The organism is Antarctobacter sp. (assembly GCF_048262615.1).
Taxonomy (GTDB): Bacteria; Pseudomonadota; Alphaproteobacteria; order Rhodobacterales; family Rhodobacteraceae; genus Antarctobacter.
In genome coordinates this window covers 81,462-98,965 of record NZ_JBLXFB010000016.1, presented here as the reverse complement: position 1 = coordinate 98,965, position 17,504 = coordinate 81,462, and the positions used below count along the sequence as shown (strand labels likewise).

19 protein-coding genes and 1 tRNA gene are annotated in these 17,504 nt (G+C 63.7%); 10 read left to right on the top strand and 10 right to left on the bottom strand.

Annotated features, from left to right (window positions below):
• Positions 1–337: 337 nt before the first annotated feature.
• The 4 genes from ACN0S5_RS16870 to ACN0S5_RS16855 form a co-directional block, all read right to left on the bottom strand.
• Positions 338–1,444: an NAD(P)H-dependent flavin oxidoreductase gene (locus ACN0S5_RS16870; RefSeq protein ID WP_417209902.1), complete on the bottom strand. Its 1,107-nt coding sequence runs from the start codon at positions 1,442–1,444 to the stop codon at positions 338–340.
• Positions 1,445–1,527: 83 nt separating this feature from the next.
• A complete protein-coding gene (locus ACN0S5_RS16865) occupies positions 1,528–2,085 on the bottom strand; it encodes a GFA family protein (protein WP_417209901.1) in 558 nt (185 codons plus the stop codon).
• Positions 2,086–2,101: 16 nt separating this feature from the next.
• Positions 2,102–3,337 (bottom strand): NAD(P)-binding domain-containing protein, encoded by a 1,236-nt coding sequence (locus ACN0S5_RS16860; RefSeq protein WP_417209900.1) that lies wholly within the window; start codon positions 3,335–3,337, stop codon positions 2,102–2,104.
• Positions 3,338–3,403: 66 nt separating this feature from the next.
• Entirely contained in the window at positions 3,404–3,964 is a 561-nt protein-coding gene (locus ACN0S5_RS16855; RefSeq protein WP_417209899.1) for an OsmC family protein, read from the bottom strand.
• Positions 3,965–4,016: 52 nt separating this feature from the next.
• Between ACN0S5_RS16855 and ACN0S5_RS16850 the strand changes: the two genes are divergently transcribed.
• Together ACN0S5_RS16850 and ACN0S5_RS16845 are read left to right on the top strand one after the other, a co-directional pair.
• Positions 4,017–4,412, top strand: a complete 396-nt coding sequence (locus tag ACN0S5_RS16850) for a hypothetical protein (protein ID WP_417209898.1) — start codon at positions 4,017–4,019, stop codon at positions 4,410–4,412.
• A gap of 5 nt (positions 4,413–4,417) precedes the next feature.
• Positions 4,418–5,119 (top strand): winged helix-turn-helix transcriptional regulator, encoded by a 702-nt coding sequence (locus tag ACN0S5_RS16845; protein ID WP_417209897.1) that lies wholly within the window; start codon positions 4,418–4,420, stop codon positions 5,117–5,119.
• Between the two features lie 229 nt (positions 5,120–5,348).
• Here the strand turns inward: ACN0S5_RS16845 and ACN0S5_RS16840 are convergent.
• Positions 5,349–5,433: transfer RNA gene (locus ACN0S5_RS16840), tRNA-Leu, on the bottom strand.
• A gap of 147 nt (positions 5,434–5,580) precedes the next feature.
• Here ACN0S5_RS16840 and ACN0S5_RS16835 point away from each other — a divergent pair.
• A complete protein-coding gene (locus ACN0S5_RS16835; RefSeq protein ID WP_417209896.1) occupies positions 5,581–6,078 on the top strand; it encodes a Hint domain-containing protein in 498 nt (165 codons plus the stop codon).
• A gap of 8 nt (positions 6,079–6,086) precedes the next feature.
• On the opposite strand, the gene ACN0S5_RS16830 is transcribed toward ACN0S5_RS16835, so the two are convergent.
• Positions 6,087–7,682, bottom strand: coding sequence for an NAD(P)H-hydrate dehydratase (locus tag ACN0S5_RS16830; protein ID WP_417209895.1), 1,596 nt, complete (start codon positions 7,680–7,682; stop codon positions 6,087–6,089).
• Positions 7,683–7,850: 168 nt separating this feature from the next.
• Between ACN0S5_RS16830 and ACN0S5_RS16825 the strand changes: the two genes are divergently transcribed.
• The 5 genes from ACN0S5_RS16825 to ACN0S5_RS16805 all read left to right on the top strand — a co-directional run bounded on the left by ACN0S5_RS16825 (position 7,851) and on the right by ACN0S5_RS16805 (position 12,034).
• The gene (locus ACN0S5_RS16825) at positions 7,851–8,189 is read left to right on the top strand and encodes a P-II family nitrogen regulator (protein WP_323772023.1); all 339 of its coding nucleotides are present in this window, start codon (positions 7,851–7,853) and stop codon (positions 8,187–8,189) included.
• Between the two features lie 87 nt (positions 8,190–8,276).
• Positions 8,277–9,680 (top strand): type I glutamate--ammonia ligase, encoded by a 1,404-nt coding sequence (glnA, locus tag ACN0S5_RS16820; protein WP_417209894.1) that lies wholly within the window; start codon positions 8,277–8,279, stop codon positions 9,678–9,680.
• A gap of 188 nt (positions 9,681–9,868) precedes the next feature.
• Positions 9,869–10,114: a hypothetical protein gene (locus ACN0S5_RS16815; RefSeq protein ID WP_417209893.1), complete on the top strand. Its 246-nt coding sequence runs from the start codon at positions 9,869–9,871 to the stop codon at positions 10,112–10,114.
• Between the two features lie 334 nt (positions 10,115–10,448).
• The gene (locus ACN0S5_RS16810; RefSeq protein WP_417209892.1) at positions 10,449–11,249 is read left to right on the top strand and encodes a lytic murein transglycosylase; all 801 of its coding nucleotides are present in this window, start codon (positions 10,449–10,451) and stop codon (positions 11,247–11,249) included.
• A gap of 119 nt (positions 11,250–11,368) precedes the next feature.
• Positions 11,369–12,034, top strand: coding sequence for a hypothetical protein (locus ACN0S5_RS16805; protein WP_417209891.1), 666 nt, complete (start codon positions 11,369–11,371; stop codon positions 12,032–12,034).
• On the opposite strand, the gene ACN0S5_RS16800 is transcribed toward ACN0S5_RS16805, so the two are convergent.
• Positions 12,015–12,899 carry a heme-dependent oxidative N-demethylase family protein gene (locus tag ACN0S5_RS16800; protein WP_417209890.1) on the bottom strand — a complete coding sequence of 295 codons (885 nt, stop codon included), beginning with the start codon at positions 12,897–12,899 and terminating at the stop codon, positions 12,015–12,017. The two genes, ACN0S5_RS16805 and ACN0S5_RS16800, sit on opposite strands and share 20 nt — an antisense overlap.
• Before the next feature lie 22 nt (positions 12,900–12,921).
• Between ACN0S5_RS16800 and dddP the strand changes: the two genes are divergently transcribed.
• Positions 12,922–14,262, top strand: coding sequence for a dimethylsulfonioproprionate lyase DddP (gene dddP / locus ACN0S5_RS16795; RefSeq protein ID WP_417209889.1), 1,341 nt, complete (start codon positions 12,922–12,924; stop codon positions 14,260–14,262).
• A gap of 39 nt (positions 14,263–14,301) precedes the next feature.
• Here dddP and ACN0S5_RS16790 read toward each other — a convergent pair whose 3' ends face one another.
• From ACN0S5_RS16790 to ACN0S5_RS16780, 3 genes are read right to left on the bottom strand one after another with little or no spacing between them, the layout of a single operon-like run.
• The gene (locus ACN0S5_RS16790) at positions 14,302–14,868 is read right to left on the bottom strand and encodes an NUDIX hydrolase (RefSeq protein ID WP_417209888.1); all 567 of its coding nucleotides are present in this window, start codon (positions 14,866–14,868) and stop codon (positions 14,302–14,304) included.
• A complete protein-coding gene (locus ACN0S5_RS16785; RefSeq protein WP_417209887.1) occupies positions 14,858–15,286 on the bottom strand; it encodes a hypothetical protein in 429 nt (142 codons plus the stop codon). The genes ACN0S5_RS16790 and ACN0S5_RS16785 overlap by 11 nt, the downstream gene beginning before the upstream one ends.
• Positions 15,276–16,145 carry an endonuclease/exonuclease/phosphatase family protein gene (locus ACN0S5_RS16780; protein ID WP_417209886.1) on the bottom strand — a complete coding sequence of 290 codons (870 nt, stop codon included), beginning with the start codon at positions 16,143–16,145 and terminating at the stop codon, positions 15,276–15,278. The genes ACN0S5_RS16785 and ACN0S5_RS16780 overlap by 11 nt, the downstream gene beginning before the upstream one ends.
• 106 nt (positions 16,146–16,251) lie before the next feature.
• Here ACN0S5_RS16780 and ACN0S5_RS16775 point away from each other — a divergent pair, with 106 nt between their 5' ends.
• Positions 16,252–17,463, top strand: coding sequence for an alpha/beta fold hydrolase (locus ACN0S5_RS16775; RefSeq protein WP_417209885.1), 1,212 nt, complete (start codon positions 16,252–16,254; stop codon positions 17,461–17,463).
• The last annotated feature ends 41 nt before the right edge of the window (positions 17,464–17,504 follow it).

Sequence of the window (17,504 nt, the reverse complement as noted above, 5' to 3'; positions counted from 1 at the left end):
CACCGCCAGCCGCCTGCTCAGCGGCTGGGAAAAACTCGGCCTGGTCGAAAGCAAACGCAAACGCATCAAGATCCGAGACCCGCACGCCCTGGTCATGCTCAGCCAGGGACGATAACCTCACAAACTCCCAACAATCGCCATACGCAACTCGGCAAGAAAGGCGGGCCGCAATCTGGCACGGCGGCGGCCGTTCCGCGCCGACAAGCACCGGGCGCGTGGCCGGTTTGATCGCGGCTTTGCAGAACCGCGGGTGGGACCAATCCCGTACCAGAGCGCCGTGGTCAACAGGGAGGCTTGGACCAAACTCGCGTGCCCAAACCCCGCACGGCAGGAGGGGTCAAGACCGCGAGGCACCTTGTGGAGCGAACCACCGCCGGGCACCGGATGCCAGATCACGGGTCAGCGCAAAAGCCGTCGTCTTGCGCCCAAGGGCCGCCGATTGACCGCAATAGTGGGCACTGAAATCCCGGCTGCCAATGTCTTCGGCGGCGGCCCGCAACGGCCCCATTGCGGCAAAGCCTTTGGGAAAGGTCGGTGCGTCCGCCGACATCGGGCCAAGTTCACGGGTCATCCGGTTGGCAAGCACGCGGGTTGGCCTGCCCGACATCAGGTTGCACAGGGTGGTTTCGCCGTTTGCGGCCCCGTCCAGAGCCTGCCGGTACACAGGGCTTATGGTGGCCTCTTCGGTGAAGAGATAGGCGGTGCCGATCTGAACCGCGCTTGCCCCCAATGCAAAGGCCGCGACGATGCCGCGCGCATCGCCAATGCCGCCAGCGGCAATAACCGGCACATCCACCGCATCGGCAATTTGCGGCACCAGGGACAGTGTCCCCATCTGGCTGCCAAGGCTGTCGGTGAGAAACATGCCCCGATGGCCGCCTGCCTCATAGCCCTGCGCGATGACGGCGTCGCAGCCATTGGCGGCCAGCCAGCGCGCCTCTGTCACCGTTGTGGCGGAACTCAGGATCTTGCAACCGGCGGCTTTGACCCGTGCGACCAACGCCGGGTCCGGCAGGCCAAAGTGAAAGCTGACCACCGATGGCGCGCACTCTTCGATGACGGCGCAGCGCGCCGCGTCGAATGGCTGGATCGGACCTGCGGACAGAGCCGCGGGCATGTCGAGGCCGAGTTCGGCATAGTAGGCGGACAATCGGCCAAGCCACGCCGCGTCGCGGTCAGGGTCTTCCTTCGGTGAGGCATGGGCGAAGAAGTTCACGTTCAGCGGTCTGTCCGTCCTGTCCCGCACGTCAGCCAACAGATCGCGCAGGCGGCCCGGATCGAGCGTCGCGCAGGCCAGCGAGCCAAGCCCGCCAGCCTTGCTGACGGCAAGCGCCATATCAGGACCGCTGGACCCCGCCATAGGTGCCTGGATGATGGGCAGATCAATGCAGAACAGATCGCGAAGTCTGTTGTCGGGCCACATGGCCGGATCCTTTCGTGTCATGGCTATTTGTGTCTTGTCTGTTTGTGTCATGGCTATTCGTATCATGGCCGTCGGACCGCACCTTTGCCGGCGCGGCCGCAACTTCAATTCAACGCGGAGCCTGTCGTTTCAGACAGTGTTTTCAACCTCATAAGGCTGTCCTCGGACCAGGTCGCCTTCCGGTCATAGAACACGTCGACCTTAGGGGTGTCGTCCCCGATGATATACCAGGGTTGCCTTGAGCCGGTGAAGATGTGCACGTCAGGCGGCATCAGTGACGGGTCGTCCAGCGTGCCCACCCGCAGGAAACGAAGGTCTCGGCCCTGATTGAAGATCAGGTAATTGCTCCAGAGCGCGACCTTGCAGGCCGCACAGCGCGCGATGCGCTGACCGCGACCGCTGGGCGTGTCGAGAAGGATCTCTTCGATCTCGCCCAAGCGGACTATGACGCGGTCCGCTTCGATCAGGGCGTTGACGGCGTTTGAACTGCCAGTCTGCCTCTGGCAGAGGCGGCAATGGCACGCGTGGACGATCATCGGGGCCGAGGTGACGCGGTAGCGCACGGCACCGCAGCCGCACCCGCCTTGGCAAAATGTCGGCGTGTCCGGGTGCCTTGCTCTGCTGCCGTTCGGCTCGGTCAACGGGTTTGTGGGATTGTTCATGGTTGGCTCCTGCATGTCAGGCGGCCTGTCGGCGGCGCGTTTCGACCATGTGCCGCGCAAGCGCGCGCGCATCGTCACCCACACCATCCAGAAAGGTGGATCTCCGGGTTCGCAGGAACGGCAGGCCAAGCACGTACAGGCCCGGCGCAACGATGCCGCCATCGTGCCGCAACCGCCCCCTGTCGTCGAAAACCGGCATGTGAAGCCACGACAGGTCGGGTTGAAATCCCGAGGCCCAGACGATGCTGGAGATGGCACCGCCCGCCAGTGGCAGGGTGAGACGCGGGTTCCGCGGCACCGATGTCGGCGCAAAACGGCGCGGCGCATCGGGGAGGTCCAGACCGGTTTGCCGCACCCAATCGTCAATCGCCGCAAGGGCACGATCCATCTTGAGGTCAGACAACGCTGCGGCATTGGCCAGCCCACCGGAAAAAAGCAGCGTCCCGTCGCGGCAGCCGACCAGCCGACCGACAACCTCCACCTCCATGCCCTGAAGCGCGTTGAGATCGAGAAACCGGCGCGACCTGTCACCAACCAGTTGCAGCGAGGGAAGCGCGCGCGCGCGGCCGATGTCGTCGATGTCGTCAAGGGTCGTCGAAACCAGTCCGGCACGCGCCATCAGCCACGCGATGTCATGACCGCGATAGTGGCGCGGCATCCGGATGTGATGGCCGGTCGCAAGGATGACAGGACGACCAGAGCCATGAATTTCTTCGGCAAGCTGCACACCCGTGGCGGAGGCACCGACGACAAGGACGCCGCCCTCGGGCAAATCCGACGGATTGCGATAGGTGAGCGGCGACACCTGAGTGATCATCGCGGGTATGTCCGACGCAAAACCCGGCACGGACGACCGATTGCAGGCCCCGCTTGCCACCACCACGTTCGAGGCGCACCAGACGCCTTTGTCGGTGGCAACGACATAGCCGGACCCGTCTTGAGTAACCGACGTAACGGTGACGCCCGTTTCGACCGGCGCGGCGATATGCCTGGCGTAGTCGGTCAGGTAACAGCGCACTTCGGGCATTGTCATGTACCCATGTGGATCGGCCCCGGTGTACGCGAATCCCGGCAGTCGGCTTTGCCAGTTCGGCGATTGCAGGGTGAGACTGTCCCACCGCTCATGCGCCCATGAATTGCCGACCTCTCCGCGTTCCAGCACGACATGAGGTTGCGACGCCTCCGTCAGGCAATGGCTCATGGCAAGACCAGCCTGCCCGGCCCCGATGACAAGTGTGGATATCCGTTTCATGTGTTGCGCCTTTCGCCAGAAATTGCGCCTGCCCCACAACCGTAGGGGCAGACGCCTTGGGGCCGATCAGACCACGGAGACGACGACATTGGTCGGGTTGGTCAGAATGTCGAACATGGCCGAGCGTTTCTGCGACTGGGCGACCAGGGCACGGATCTCTTCGTCCTTGGCATCGGCGTCGATGTCAAAGCTGACGCGGATCGCCGAAAAGCCGTTGCGGACCTCGGGGTCCATCCCGAGGATGCCGCGCACGTCGATGTCGCCCTCGACCGTCGCGCGGACCGAGCGAAGCTGGATACCCCGGTGTTGGGCAACCGCTGCGACGCCGCCGGTCAGGCAACTGGACAGGGCCGCCAGCACGATCTCTGTCGGGGTCGCGGCGCGGTCATGGGCGGCGAAGACCGCAGGGTGATCGGCTTCGATGGTAAAGCTCTGCTTGCGCGTCTGTTCCTCGCCCAGACCGAAATAGCCGTTGATCGTGTTGACGTTATAGGTGCCGTCCTTCCATTCGCATGCGCTGCGAAAGGTAAAGGCCGCCGCCTGCGGCATCTCGGCAAAGGCGCTGCGCGCCCCGATCAGGGCTTCGGTATTGACGCCGTTGTCAGCGATTTGGGTGTGCATGGTCATGTCTTTGTCCTTTGAGTTTGGGGGGGATGTGTAGCGGGCAGGATTGGTGGGCATGCGGGATCGCCCGGCGAACCAGCCGGAAAAACCTTCGGGGCCGATCAATCCCCGCAACCGGGCAAAACCGCTGCCGTATGGCGGCGACGGATCAAGTTTGAATATCTGGTGTTTCACAGGGGTGTCTCCTTTGGGTCTGACGCCGCCGGACATGTCCGGCGGCACCGTTTGGCGCGAATTTGCGCGCATCGGTGATCGCGCCAAAAACGCGGTGCGCAGCAGGTGCCGTTGCCGGGGCGGCATGGGTGGGGCGTTGTTTCTGGTCTCCAGTGCCATGCGTCAGCACGACGTTTCGTGGGACCAGATGTACTCTGCGCGACGCTCCAAGGCCGCTTTACACAATGGAGCAAGTCGCTATACCGATGGGAGCAAGTCGCTACATTTTATGGAGTAAGCGTCATGTCGCACAGGTATGGCCAGTGGTGCCCGATCGCGAAATCCACCGAAATCCTCGGTGAGAAATGGACGATGTTGATTGTGCGCGAGCTGTTGATGGGCAGCACACGTTTCTCTGAACTGCAACGCGGACTGGGGGCCATTTCGCCAACACTGCTGACACGCCGATTGGCGACGTTGGAGGAATACGACCTCGTTTACAAACGCCGGAAACAGGGCGGGCGCGGCCACGAATATGTGCCGACGCCCAGTTGCAAAAAGCTGCAACCCATCCTGCTGGCCTTGGGCAGTTGGGGCATGGAATGGTCCAAGGCGTTCATGAGCGATGCCGACTACGACGTGGAGTTGCTGATGCTCTACCTTCAACGCAGTGTCGTGACCGATAACCTTCCCGCCGGCAAAACCGTCGTACTGTTTCAGTTCACCGATTTTGCGGAACAACCCAAATGGTGGATCACGGCAGACGGCGAAAATGTCGATGTGTGCACCAGCGATCCGGGGCTGGATGTGGATGTGTTTATCACCACAAAGGTCCGCGCAATGGCGGATGCATGGCTTGGGCGCACCAGTTACCGCGCTGCCAAAGCCTCTGGCGCGCTGGAAATCATCGGCCCCACGGCCCTGACCCGTGACATCACACTCTGGTTGTCTGACTGCATCTTTGCCAACCTGCCCAACGCCGAAGATATTCTTGCCACGGGCTGAGGCGCAGATGTCATAGCCATCCAAGCGGCGGCCGGAGGAGGCTACCCCCGCGGCGCCACGACAATCAAGTCATTGTAATGTATTGTAAGTCTTTGGCCCCGACATATGCGAACCAGTGCTCTGTCGGGCCTAGTCACAGCTTCTGCCTCACGGCCCGGAAGAGCGGCAGAACTCCGTAATTTCACATGTCTTACATGGGTTTACAGGAAATCCGGGGCAGGACATTTGCTGGTGCGGGTGGAGGGACTTGAACCCCCACGCCTTGCGGCGCCAGAACCTAAATCTGGTGCGTCTACCAATTTCGCCACACCCGCTTCGACGCGATCAATACCAAAGCGATTCAGACGATGCGAGCGGAATTTTCCCGGAGTCTTCAGAAGAAATGTCCGGGACATAAACGCATTCTTGCCGTATCCTGTGAAAAAAAGAACGACCAGGCAGCAGATACAGGACAAGAAACGATGGCCCGGAACATGGTCCGGCGTGGCAGTGGCATTCCCACGGCCCGACACGTCGCTCACGATGCGCCGTTCAACGCGCTTCCCCTTGGCACGCTTGTGCTGACCCTTGACGGCGCATTGCCGGTGGAATTTCTCGGTCCCGGCGACCGGGTGATCACCCGCGACAGCGGCACCGCGCGGTTGCGCGCGTTGAACCCGGTGACGCGGCCCCTGCCTGCTGTCACCATCGCCCCCGGCACCTTGGGTCATATGCGCCCTGACCATGAGGTCACCTTGCCAGCGGCGCAGGAAATCCTGCTGCGGGACTGGCGCGCCAGCGCGCTGTTCGGTGCGCAACAGGCGCTTGTTCCGCTGTGCAGACTGGTGGACGGCACGTTTATCCGCAATCTGGGCGCGGTTGAGCTTCAGCTTTGCCAACTCATCTTCGACGAGCCGCATATTCTTTATGCGGACGGGCTGGAACTGGCCTCGGCCATCTCACAACAGGTTCGGTCCTGAGCGCGGGGTCATAGCCCCATCTCCCGGAAAACCTGCGGCAGCGTTTCGGGCAGGTCTTCGGCAATCAGGCCTGGCCCAAAGGCGCGCGCCGCCTCGACGTGCAGCCATGCGCCGGTTTCGGCAGCCTGCATCGCGGGCATTCCGCGCGCCAGCAGGCCACAAATGATCCCTGCCAGAACATCCCCCGAACCGGCTGTGGCCAACCACGGCGCGGCACTGTCATAAACCGCGGCATTCAGACTGCACCGGCCATCCGGTGCGGCGATCACCGTAGCCGCCCCTTTGAACACCACCACACAGCCGGCTCGCGCGGCAGCCGCGCGGGTGGCATCCAGCTTGGAATAGGCGGGACCGGTTTCGGGCGTGGCGGTCAGCCGTTCCGACAGATCCGGGAAAAGGCGCGCGAACTCACCGCCATGCGGCGTGAGAACACAGTTTTCATGCAGCAAATCGAACAATGCCTGGGGCGTGCGCTGGAACCGCGACAGCGCGTCCGCATCCAAAACCGTGCCGCGCCCTGATCCGAGGGCCGTTTTCACCAGTTCCCCGGTCGATGGCCCCAATCCCAAACCCGGCCCCAAACACAACGCCGTGTAGCGTCTGTCCTCCAGCAGTTCGGCCAGACCATGAGTGCCGTCCAGCCCCTGCACCATGATCGCGTTCAGATGAACCGCATGTTCGGACACGGCCCGCATCGGACATCCCACCGTGACCAGACCTGCGCCCACGCGCAGCGCCCCGCGCGCGGCCAGCCGCGCCGCGCCGCCCTTGCCGGGCGGTCCTGACAGGATCAGCGCGTGACCGTGGCCGAATTTGTGTTCGTCCACGTCTTTGCGCAGCGACGCAGGGTGGACAGGCCCGCACAGCGCAGCGGTCTCTGGCCGCCGGGCGCGCCAATCCTTGCCCGTCGGCGTGCCAAGCCCGATGTCCTTGACCACCAGCTTGCCACAGGTCGACGGCCCCTCGCCCAAATAGTGTCCGGGTTTGGCGGTGTGGAAACTGACCGTCAAATGCGCGCGGGCTGAAAACAGCAGGTGATCATCGGCATGGGGAAAGCTGCGCCCCGAGTCGGCGCAAAGGCCGCTTGGGATATCTATGGCGACAATGGCGGGCCGACAGGGCCGATGCCCCGCCTCGGCAGCGCGGCCATCGACCCTGTCCCCCATGTTCCGGAACACGTCGCCCAAGGGCTGCAATCCGCGCCTGAGCCCGGTGCCGAACAGAGCGTCCACCAACACGTCACAGTCCCAGAGGTCCGGCGCGGCGTGCGGGTCCAATGAGCGCACGTCCCCGCTCCAGCGCGCGCAATTTGCCTTTGCGTCGGGCGGCAGTTTGTCGGGGTCGCCGTAAAGGTACACCCTTACGCCCCACCCCCTCTCTTGCAGCAACCGGGCCACCACAAACCCGTCGCCACCATTGTTGCCCGGTCCGCATAGCACCACCGCCCGGTGTTCGCCCTGCCCCAGATCCGGCCATTCCTCCAGAACCGCCGCCACCACGCCCAGCCCCGCGCGCTCCATAAGGTCCAGCCCGGTCACCTGCCCGCTCTGGATGGCAGCCTGTTCAACCGCGCGCATCTGCTCAGACGTCAGAAGTTCCATCATTTTTCCCGCGATTCAGTTTCGCACTTATTTTGTGCGTTATGCTCAAAATTAAGGCGACCGCCTTAAATCGCCACGCCCAACACACGTCTCGGCAGTCTATCGGATTGTGACAGGGAAAGAGAAGTGATCTGCCAAGGCCACAAGGAGCGCAAGGGAGAGGCGAGGTCTATGAAAAAGATCGAAGCGATCATCAAGCCGTTCAAGCTGGATGAAGTGAAAGAAGCCCTGCAAGAAGCAGGCATACAGGGCCTTTCGGTCGTCGAGGTGAAGGGCTTTGGCCGTCAGAAGGGCCATACCGAACTGTATCGCGGCGCGGAATACGTCGTCGACTTCCTGCCCAAAGTGAAGATCGAGATTGTTCTGGATGACGATCAGGTCGATGCTGCCATCGAGGCGATTGTAGAGGCTGCCAAGACCGACAAGATCGGTGACGGCAAGATCTTTGTCAGCAATGTCGAACAGGCCATTCGTATCCGCACCGGCGAAACCGGCTCGGACGCGCTGTAAACCGCACGTCGCACGCGGCACGACAAATGGGCCGGGCGATTTCCACACAAGATATCCCAACAATATGACAGAAAGGGACTCACTGGTATGAGCAACGCTGTTCTCACCATGATCAAGGAAGAAGACGTCGCCTACGTCGACATCCGTTTTACCGACCCGCGCGGCCGGCTTCAGCACGTGACCGTCGTGGCCGATCTGGTCGACGAGGATTTCCTCGAAGAAGGCTTTATGTTCGACGGCTCGTCCATCGCGGGCTGGAAGTCGATCGAAGCATCGGACATGAAACTGATGCCCGATCAGACCAGCGCCTATATCGACCCGTTTTACGCGGAAAAGACGCTTTGCATCCACTGCTCCGTGGTCGAGCCGGACACCGGCGAACCCTATGAGCGCGACCCGCGCGGCACCGCCGAAAAGGCAGAGGCCTATCTCAAGGCGACCGGCATCGGCGACGTGTCCTACTGGGGCCCCGAAGCGGAATTCTTCCTGTTCGACGACGTGCGCTATTCGAACACCATGAACAAGGTGTCCTATGAGGTCGACGCGCTGGACGCGGCGTGGAACTCTGACACCGAATACGAGATGGGCAACACCGGCCACCGTCCCGGCATCAAGGGCGGCTATTTCCCGGTCAACCCGACCGATGACGGTCAGGACATCCGTTCGGAAATGCTGTCGACGATGAAGCGCATCGGCATGAAGGTCGACAAGCATCACCACGAGGTCGCGTCGTGCCAGCATGAGCTGGGTCTCATCTTTGGGACGCTGACCAAGCAGGCCGATGAACTGCAAAAGTACAAATACATCATCCACAACGTGGCGCAGGCCTACGGCAAGTCGGCAACCTTCATGCCCAAGCCGATCTACGGCGACAACGGCACCGGCATGCACTGCAACATGTCGATCTGGAAAGACGGCAAGCCGCTGTTCGCAGGCGACAAATACGCCGATCTGTCGGATGAGGCGCTGTATTTCATCGGCGGCATCCTCAAGCACGCCAAGACGCTGAACGCCTTCACCAACCCGTCGACCAACAGCTACAAGCGCCTGATCCCCGGCTTCGAGGCCCCGGTTCTGCGCGCCTATTCGGCCAGCAACCGGTCGGGCTGTGTGCGTATTCCGTGGACGGAATCGCCCAAGGCCAAGCGCGTCGAGGCCCGTTTCCCCGATCCGTCGGCAAACCCCTACCTGTGCTTTGCCGCGCTGCTGATGGCTGGTCTGGACGGTATCCAGAACAAGATCCATCCCGGCGAGGCAATGGACAAGAACCTGTACGATCTGCCCCCCGAAGAGCTGGAAGGCATCCCGACCGTCTGCGGCTCGCTGCGCGAGGCGATCGACAACCTCAAGGCGGACCACGACTTCCTGCTCAAGGGCGACGTGTTCACCAAGGACCAGATCCAGGGCTTTATCGACCTCAAGATGGAAGAGATCGAACTGTACGAGCACACGCCGCACCCGGTTGAGTTCGGCATGTACTATAGCTGCTGATCGTACCGCGATCACCGGCAGAACGGGCGCCTTCGGGCGCCCGTTTTTTTGTCCGCACTGTCCGAAGTTCATCGGTTTGCCGTGATCCTGCCCAGAAAATGTCCCAACCGCTCCGGACACTGTCGGGAAACAGTGAAAGACACCTCTGGCAGCGCAAGGCTCTGCCCGACATCCGAGGAAGACATGTCATGGACAACAGCTTTGAAGAGCGCCTTGCACGGATCAACGCCAAGTCCGGCGGTGGCGGTGGCAGCGAATCCCCGGCCCCGTCCCCTCGGCCGTCGGCGCAGCCGCGCCAACCGGGTCGCGGCAGTCCGATAAAACTGCTGCTGCTGTCCTTTGTCGGCGGTCTGGTGGTGATCGGCGGCATGACCTTTGCCATCCCGCGCATCCTCGGCGGCGAACCGGTCGCGGTTGTTTCCGAGGCGCGTTAGAGACGCGCGCCGATGACCGGCACCCGCCTATATGTCCACGTCAGATAGTTGGACATATAGGCATCGACCGATCCCGACCCACGACAACGCCAAAGGCGGAACACCGCCTATGCAGGTCAGACCACCGCAACGGCCCCACGGCCAAGGCGGGCATTGCCCCAGATCAAGGAAACCGCCCCCGAGCCGATCCGCACACGTCGTTTTGGCGATGACCGGTCACAGGGGTCATATGGCACCGGTCACGAAGTGAGCGGCGCGCGCGGGGCTTCCCCCTTTCCCCGATCCACACGCGCCGCTAGAGTTTCGGCCAAGCAGCCCTGACCGGAGATCCCCGATGCGCCGTCTCATTCCCGCCCTCGCCCTTGCCCTTCTGACCGCCGCCCCTGCGCTTGCCGCCGGATGCGGCAATACCGCCTCGGGTTTCGATGCCTGGAAAGGCGACTTCGCCAAGGAGGCCCGCGCCGCCGGTGTCGGCGACCGCGGCATCAACGCGCTGATGAGCGCGCGCTATTCGACCAAGACCATCAATGCCGACCGCAACCAGAAAGGCGTGAAATACAGCTTTGAGCGGTTCGTGAAGATCCGCCTTGGATCGCTCGACAGTTTTGCCAACGGCGCGCGCAAACGGATCGCCCAGAACCAGGGGTTCTACAATTCGCTGGAAAACCGCTTCGGCGTGCCCGCCGGAATCATCGTATCCATTCACGGCATGGAAACCGGCTATGGCCGCAGCATGGGGACAGAGCCGGTGATCAACTCGATCCTGACGGTCGCCTATGACTGCCGCCGCCCGCAATTGTTCCGCCCGCATGCCATTGCCGCGCTCAAGATGGTGGATCGCGGGATGCTGTCGCCAACCCAGAAGGGCGCATTCCACGGTGAGCTGGGGCACACCCAGTTCCTGCCGGGCAACGCCATGCGTTATGGCGTCGATGCCAATGGCGACGGGCGGGTGGATTTCTACAATCAGGCCGATGCGCTGGCCTCGACCGCCAATTTCCTGCGCCAGAAAGGCTGGAAAAAGGGGCAGCCCTACGGTCCCGGCACCCATAACTTTGGAGTGCTGAATGAATGGAACGCCGCGACCGTCTATCAGCAGGCCATCGCCGCAGCGGCGGAACGCATCCACCGCTGATCCAAATCCGGAAACAAAGCGCCTGAAATCGCGTAATTTTCTCTAAATTGCCCGATTGCGACCAGATTTGGCAGTCAGTTTCTCCTTGAGCGGATCCGACTCCGCACAAGGAGAGCAGCATGAGTTTCGACTATCCCTATGCAGGTCTGATTCTGCCGGATGCGCAGGATCTGTCCCCCGATCCCTACCTCGACAGTGCGGCGCGTGTGTTGGTCCGGCTTGACCCCTGCGACACCCCAGAGGCAGAGACCCGGCGCAATGGCAGCCGCGTGTTTGGCCGCCATCTTGGCATTTCGGTGATCCCCGAGGAACAAAGCGACTATGGCCCCCGCGTGGTGCTGGAGGTGGTCACTGCCGATGGCTCGCCGCCCGATGAGACCGACGCCGCCCGGTTGCTGTCGGACACGGTACGCGACGCGCTGGAGCACTCCTCCGCCGATATTCTGGAGTGGTATTCCCCCGAAGTGCTGATCGACCGTGAGGACTTTATCCGGCTGCGCAAATTCGTCTCACCCCGTCGCATCGGACAGATCGACGCCAATATCGAAGACGCGCTGTTCGAAAGCGCCGAGGCCGCGCAGGGCATCTTTGGCGCGCTTTACCCGAACGGATCGCACCCCGCCGAGTCCGATGCGCAGGCCGCATTGCCGCCAGAGACTCAACCGACCCGTGGTGGCTTTTTCGGCGTGCGCCGTGCCGGGCAGATTGCCGCTGTGACCTGCCTTCTGGCGGTCCTCACCTCTACCGGACAAATGCAGATATTGTTCAGCCAGTTCCTGCCGTGATGGCGGCGCTCTGCACCACATAGGTGTGGATCGAAAACACCACCGCCTGCGATTCTGGCAGTCGGACAAGGCATTGCCGTTCCGACCGCCAGAACGGCGCGCTGTCCGGATCGACCTCGGCGCGGCGCTGGGTGACGGAGCGCGGTTGGTGCAACTCGGCCGAGGCATAGGGAAAGGCATTGAACCGCCACAGCGGCTGGCCCGCCCGTACCCCGTCGAACAACCGCTGCACCCGGCGCGCGATATCGGCGTCATAGCTGTCGACCGGATCGTGGATCGCGGTCATCGGGCGCATGAATTTCTCATCCAGCCGCCAGCTTGCCGGGAAACACAGCACAGCGCCGGTCAGCACATGTTCGGCCCCGCGCTTTTCCATCAGGCACAGGTCCTCCTGCACGATGCGTCCCAAGGTGCCCAAAGGGTCATTGGCATCGCGCGCCACGGTTGTCCCGTCCGGACAAATCACCGCCGTGCCCGTGACGGTGAACCCCGCTGGCAAGCCCGCCAAAACGCGCGCTGACAGTTCCCGCGCGGCTGGAACGGCCTGCGGGTCCAGCGCCAGCACCGCGTCGCGCCGGGTGTCCAGCAGGTGCCGTCGCTGGGCCATTTGGGCCGCATAGGCCTCATCCACCTGCAACCACTCCGCCGGGTTCAGCGGTTTGATCCCCGGCAGCCTTGGGGTCGGGTGAATGTCGTAGGGAATGCGGTCCTGCAAGATCATGCGCAATAAGTAGCCCGATTGCCGGGTGTCTGGAATCCCCCAATTCGCCATCCGGCCGCCGCGCGCCAGCGTCAAAAAACGACGCTTCAACCGGTCGCAAAGCGGCGCGCCGGTCGCCGTGCGCCCCGGCAGGCTGGTCTGCAAGACAGTTTCGGAGCGCCAGACGATGAACACCCACTACCGCGACACCCGCAAGATTGACCCCACGCGCGGCGCTGTGACCGGCGACAACACCCCCAACGACATGGACCGGATCGAGATTGGTCCGACCCGTCTGGCCCTGAACGAATGGGCGGCGGCGGGGCTGGAACAGCCCGACCTGCAAGCCATGCGCCGCTATCGCTGGCGGCGGCTGACCGATCACATCGTCGCCCGCGATCTGGCCGGGCTGCTGGTCTTTGACCCGCTCAACATCCGCTACGCCACCGACTCGACCAATATGCAGTTGTGGAACACCCACAACCCGTTCCGCGCCGTGCTGCTCTGTGCCGACGGCTACATGGTGATCTGGGATTACAAGAACGCGCCCTTCCTGTCGTCGTTCAACCCGCTGGTGCGTGAGGCGCGGTCCGGCGCGGACCTGTTCTACTTCGACCGGGGCGACAAGGTGGATGTGGCCGCCGATGTCTTTTCCAATGAGGTGCGCATCCTGCTGGAGGAACACGCCCCCGGCAACAGGCGGCTGGCGGTGGACAAGCCAATGCTGCACGGGCTGCGCGCGCTGGAGGCGCAGGGGCTGACCGTCCTGCCCGGTGAGGAGGTCACCGAAAAGGCGCGGTCCGTCAAGGGCCCGGATGAGATCAAGGCCATGCGCTGCGCGGTCCACGCCTGTGAGGCCGCGATGCATGAGATGGAGCGGTTCACGCGGGAAAACGTCCCGCTGGGTGAGGTCTCAGAGAATGACATCTGGGCGGTGCTGCACGCCGAGAATATCCGCCGTGGCGGCGAGTGGATCGAGACGCGGCTGTTGACCTCGGGGCCGCGCACGAACCCTTGGTTTCAGGAAAGCGGACCGCGCATCGTTCAGAACAATGAGATCGTCGCCTTCGACACCGATCTGGTGGGCAGCTATGGCATCTGCGTCGATATCTCGCGCACGTGGTGGGTGGGCGATCAGGCGCCGCGTCCGGACATGATCGACGCGATGCGCCACGGGGTCGAGCACATCCGGACCAATATGGAGATGCTCCGGCCGGGGGTGAATATTCAGGACCTGTCGCGCAACACCCATGTTTTGCGGCCCGAGTTTCAACAGCTCAAATATGGCTGCCTGATGCATGGGGTTGGGCTGTGCGATGAGTGGCCGCTGGTGGCCTATCCGGACAAGATGGTCGAGGGGGCATTCGACTATGAAATCGAGCCGGGCATGACCCTGTGTGTCGAGGTTCTGGTCTCTCCCGAGGGCGGTGATTTCTCGATCAAGCTGGAGGAGCAGGTGGTGATCACCGAGGATGGATTTGAGAACCTCATCAGCTACCCCTTTGATCCCCGGCTGATGGGAGATTGAGGGCTGTCCACGCGTGGCGGGATTCCCGACGTTGCGTTTTCAATGGGTTACAGAGACGAATTTACATCTCGTTAACCACCCCGACGCCAGCCTGCGGGCCATCCGCAGCACGGACTCGGCCTGCGAATAGTGCCTGAGATCACCCAGTGGCACCCATGCAAGCGCGTGTGATTCCGCCGTTGCCGCAATCTTGCCCGCCTCGGCCCGCATCAGAAAGCGCACATCGTAATGCAGATGGGCGGGCTCTTCCCCGCGCGCCGGGATCTCATGGATGTCGACGTCAAAGACCTGATCGGACAACAGGGTGATCCGCGACAGGCCGCTTTCCTCATAGGCCTCTTTCAGGGCCACAAACCGCGCATCGGCGATGCCGTCGCAATGCCCGCCCAGTTGCAGCCAGCGGTCCAGTTTGGCGTGGTGGGTCAGCAGCACCGACGCACCGTCCGGTGACAGCACAAAGGCCGATCCGGTGACATGGCCGCCGATATGCGGATCGCGGGAAAAGGCCGCCTGCCCGTGGTGCGCGCAGAAGGCCGCGAGCCGGGACCACTCTTGCCGGTCGCGCCGGTCGCGCGGCGCAAACGCACCGACCCCGTCAATCCGCATCCAGACGCCCCCTTGCACGTACCCTCGCAGGGGCCGCCCGCCGAGGTGGGCGCGGCGCGCCCCGGCCAGCGCCGGTCGCGCAGACCTGATCCGAGAGTGGCCCGAAACGCGGCAGGCGGATGCGTGCCAGCCCGCTTTCCTCATAGGCCTCTTTCAGGGCCACAAACCACGCATCGGCGATGCCGTCGCAATGCCCACCCAGTTGCAGCCAGCGGTCCAGCTTGGCGTGATGGGTCAGCAGCACCGCGCGCCCATCACGCGACAGCACAAAGGCCGAGCCGGTCACATGACCGCCGATATGCGGATCGCGGGAAAAGGCCGCCTGCCCGTGGCGCGCGCAGAAGGCCGCCAGCCGGGACCACTCTTGCCGGTCGCGCCGGTCGCGCGGCGCAAACGCACCGACCCCGTCAATCCGCATCCAGACGCACCTTGGCCAGCACACCGGCATGGTCGGACCCCAGCAAGGGGCGCACCGCCGCCGTGCCGCCACCGGTCGCATAGGCCTGATCCAGCGGCAGCGGAATGGAAAACGGCCATCCCAGCAGGTTCAGCCAGTAGGTCGGGGACAACGGCCCCGCACGCCGGACGCCGGTGGCGCGGACCAGCCGCCGGACGTCGCTGCCCCAAGGCATCATGTTGAAATCCCCCGCCATCACGATGGGCCCTTGCAACGGTGCAACCATCTGTTCCAGCCGCTGCGCCTGTGGGCGCTGGTCGTGCGGCCAGGGCCAGAGCAGGTGCACCGACAGCACCCAGACCGGCCCCTGCGGCAGCGCGACCTGCACACCGGCAAGGCCGCGCCCGTTTGAACACATCTCGCTGCCCGGCACGACAGGGTGCCGCGACAGCACCGCGACGCTCCACCCGCGCGATGTACACAGATGCTGGTGCGGATAGACCGGGCGCAGGATGTTCAGCACGTGCTGGTTGTGGGAGGACAGCTCCTGCAAGGTCACAAGGTCGGGGGCCTGCGCAAGGATGTCGGCGGCCAGAACATCGGCCTCGCGGTTCCGGTACCAGAGGTTTTTCTGATAGACCGAGACCTCGCCCGCAGCGGGCACCTGCCACTTCATCGCGCCGACCTGCGCCAGACCCAACAGGCACAATCCCCCCAGCGGCCAGCGCAGGTGGCGCGGCCAGCTTGTCCAGATCACCGCCAGAGCCGCCAGCACAAGCAAGGGCACCCGCAACACCGACAGCGTGTCCCCGGCGGGGTGCAACGGCCCGGCCCATGTGGCCAACGCCAGCAAGCACAGGAGCGCTGCAACACTCTTCACCAGCCCGTCCCAGAACCTCACCATGGCGTGACGGCCCTGTCACTTTGGTTGTACCCGCGCCTGCCCCGGCCCATTGTTTGATCCAACCACATCATCAGGACTCCTCATGCCCAGCGAACGCATCAGTTTTCCCGGCCACACCGGGGACCGGCTTGCGGCCCGGCTAGATCTGCCGGACAGCCCGCCCATCGCCACAGCCCTCTTTGCCCATTGTTTCACCTGCGGCAAGGACATAGCCGCCGCGCGGCGCATCGCTCAGCGGCTCTCCGCCATGGGGATCGCCGTGTTGCGGTTCGATTTCACCGGGCTGGGCCATTCCTGCGGCGAATTCGCCAATACCACGTTCCGGTCGAACGTCGGCGATCTGGAGGCGGCGGCGGCCTATCTGGAGGATCGGGGCATGGCGCCCGATCTGCTGATCGGGCATTCGCTGGGCGGGGCGGCGGTGCTGCGCGCCGCGCCGCACATCGCCTCGGCGCGGGCGGTTGTCACCATCGGTGCGCCGTTTGACCCCGGCCATGTCACCCACACCTTTGCCGGGGCGCTGGACAAGATCGACAGCGACGGTCAGGCGCAGGTCAATCTGGGCGGGCGGCCGTTCACCATCGGGCGCGCGTTTGTCGAGGATGTGCAGGCGCAGGACCTTGAGCCGATCATCGGCGCGATGAAAAAGGCGCTGCTGGTGCTGCACGCGCCGCGCGACGCGGTGGTCGATATCTCGAACGCCACGCGGATCTTCACCGCCGCCAAACACCCCAAAAGCTTTGTCACGCTGGACGATGCCGACCACCTGATCAGCGCCCCGGAAGACGCCGAATATGTGGCCGAGGTGATTGCCGCTTGGGTCGATCGCTATCTGGACCTGCCCGCCCCGGCCCCGCCCATCGGCGCGCCCGAGGGCGTGGTGCGGGTGACAGAGGCGGCCCCGGACGGGTTTTTGCAGGACATCCAGAACGGGCCGCACCATCACGCGCTGGCGGATGAACCGGAGGCCTATGGCGGCAGCAACCGGGGCATGTCGCCTTATGGGTTTGTGGCGGCGGGACTGGGGGCCTGTACCTCGATGACGGTGCGCATGTACGCCCGGCGCAAGGGCTGGCCGCTGACCGGGATCAGCGTCGATGTCACCCATGACAAGGTGCATGCGCAGGATGCGGGCACCTCTGCCACGACGCGGATCGACCGGTTCCTGCGGCGGATCACGCTGGAGGGCGATCTGACCGGGGAACAGCGCGCCCGGCTGATGGAGATCGCCGACAAGTGCCCGGTGCACAAGACGCTGGAACAGGGCGCGCAGATCGAGACCGAACTGGCCTGAGCGGCCTCCGAAACACGAAAAGGCCGGGCGTGTTGCCCGGC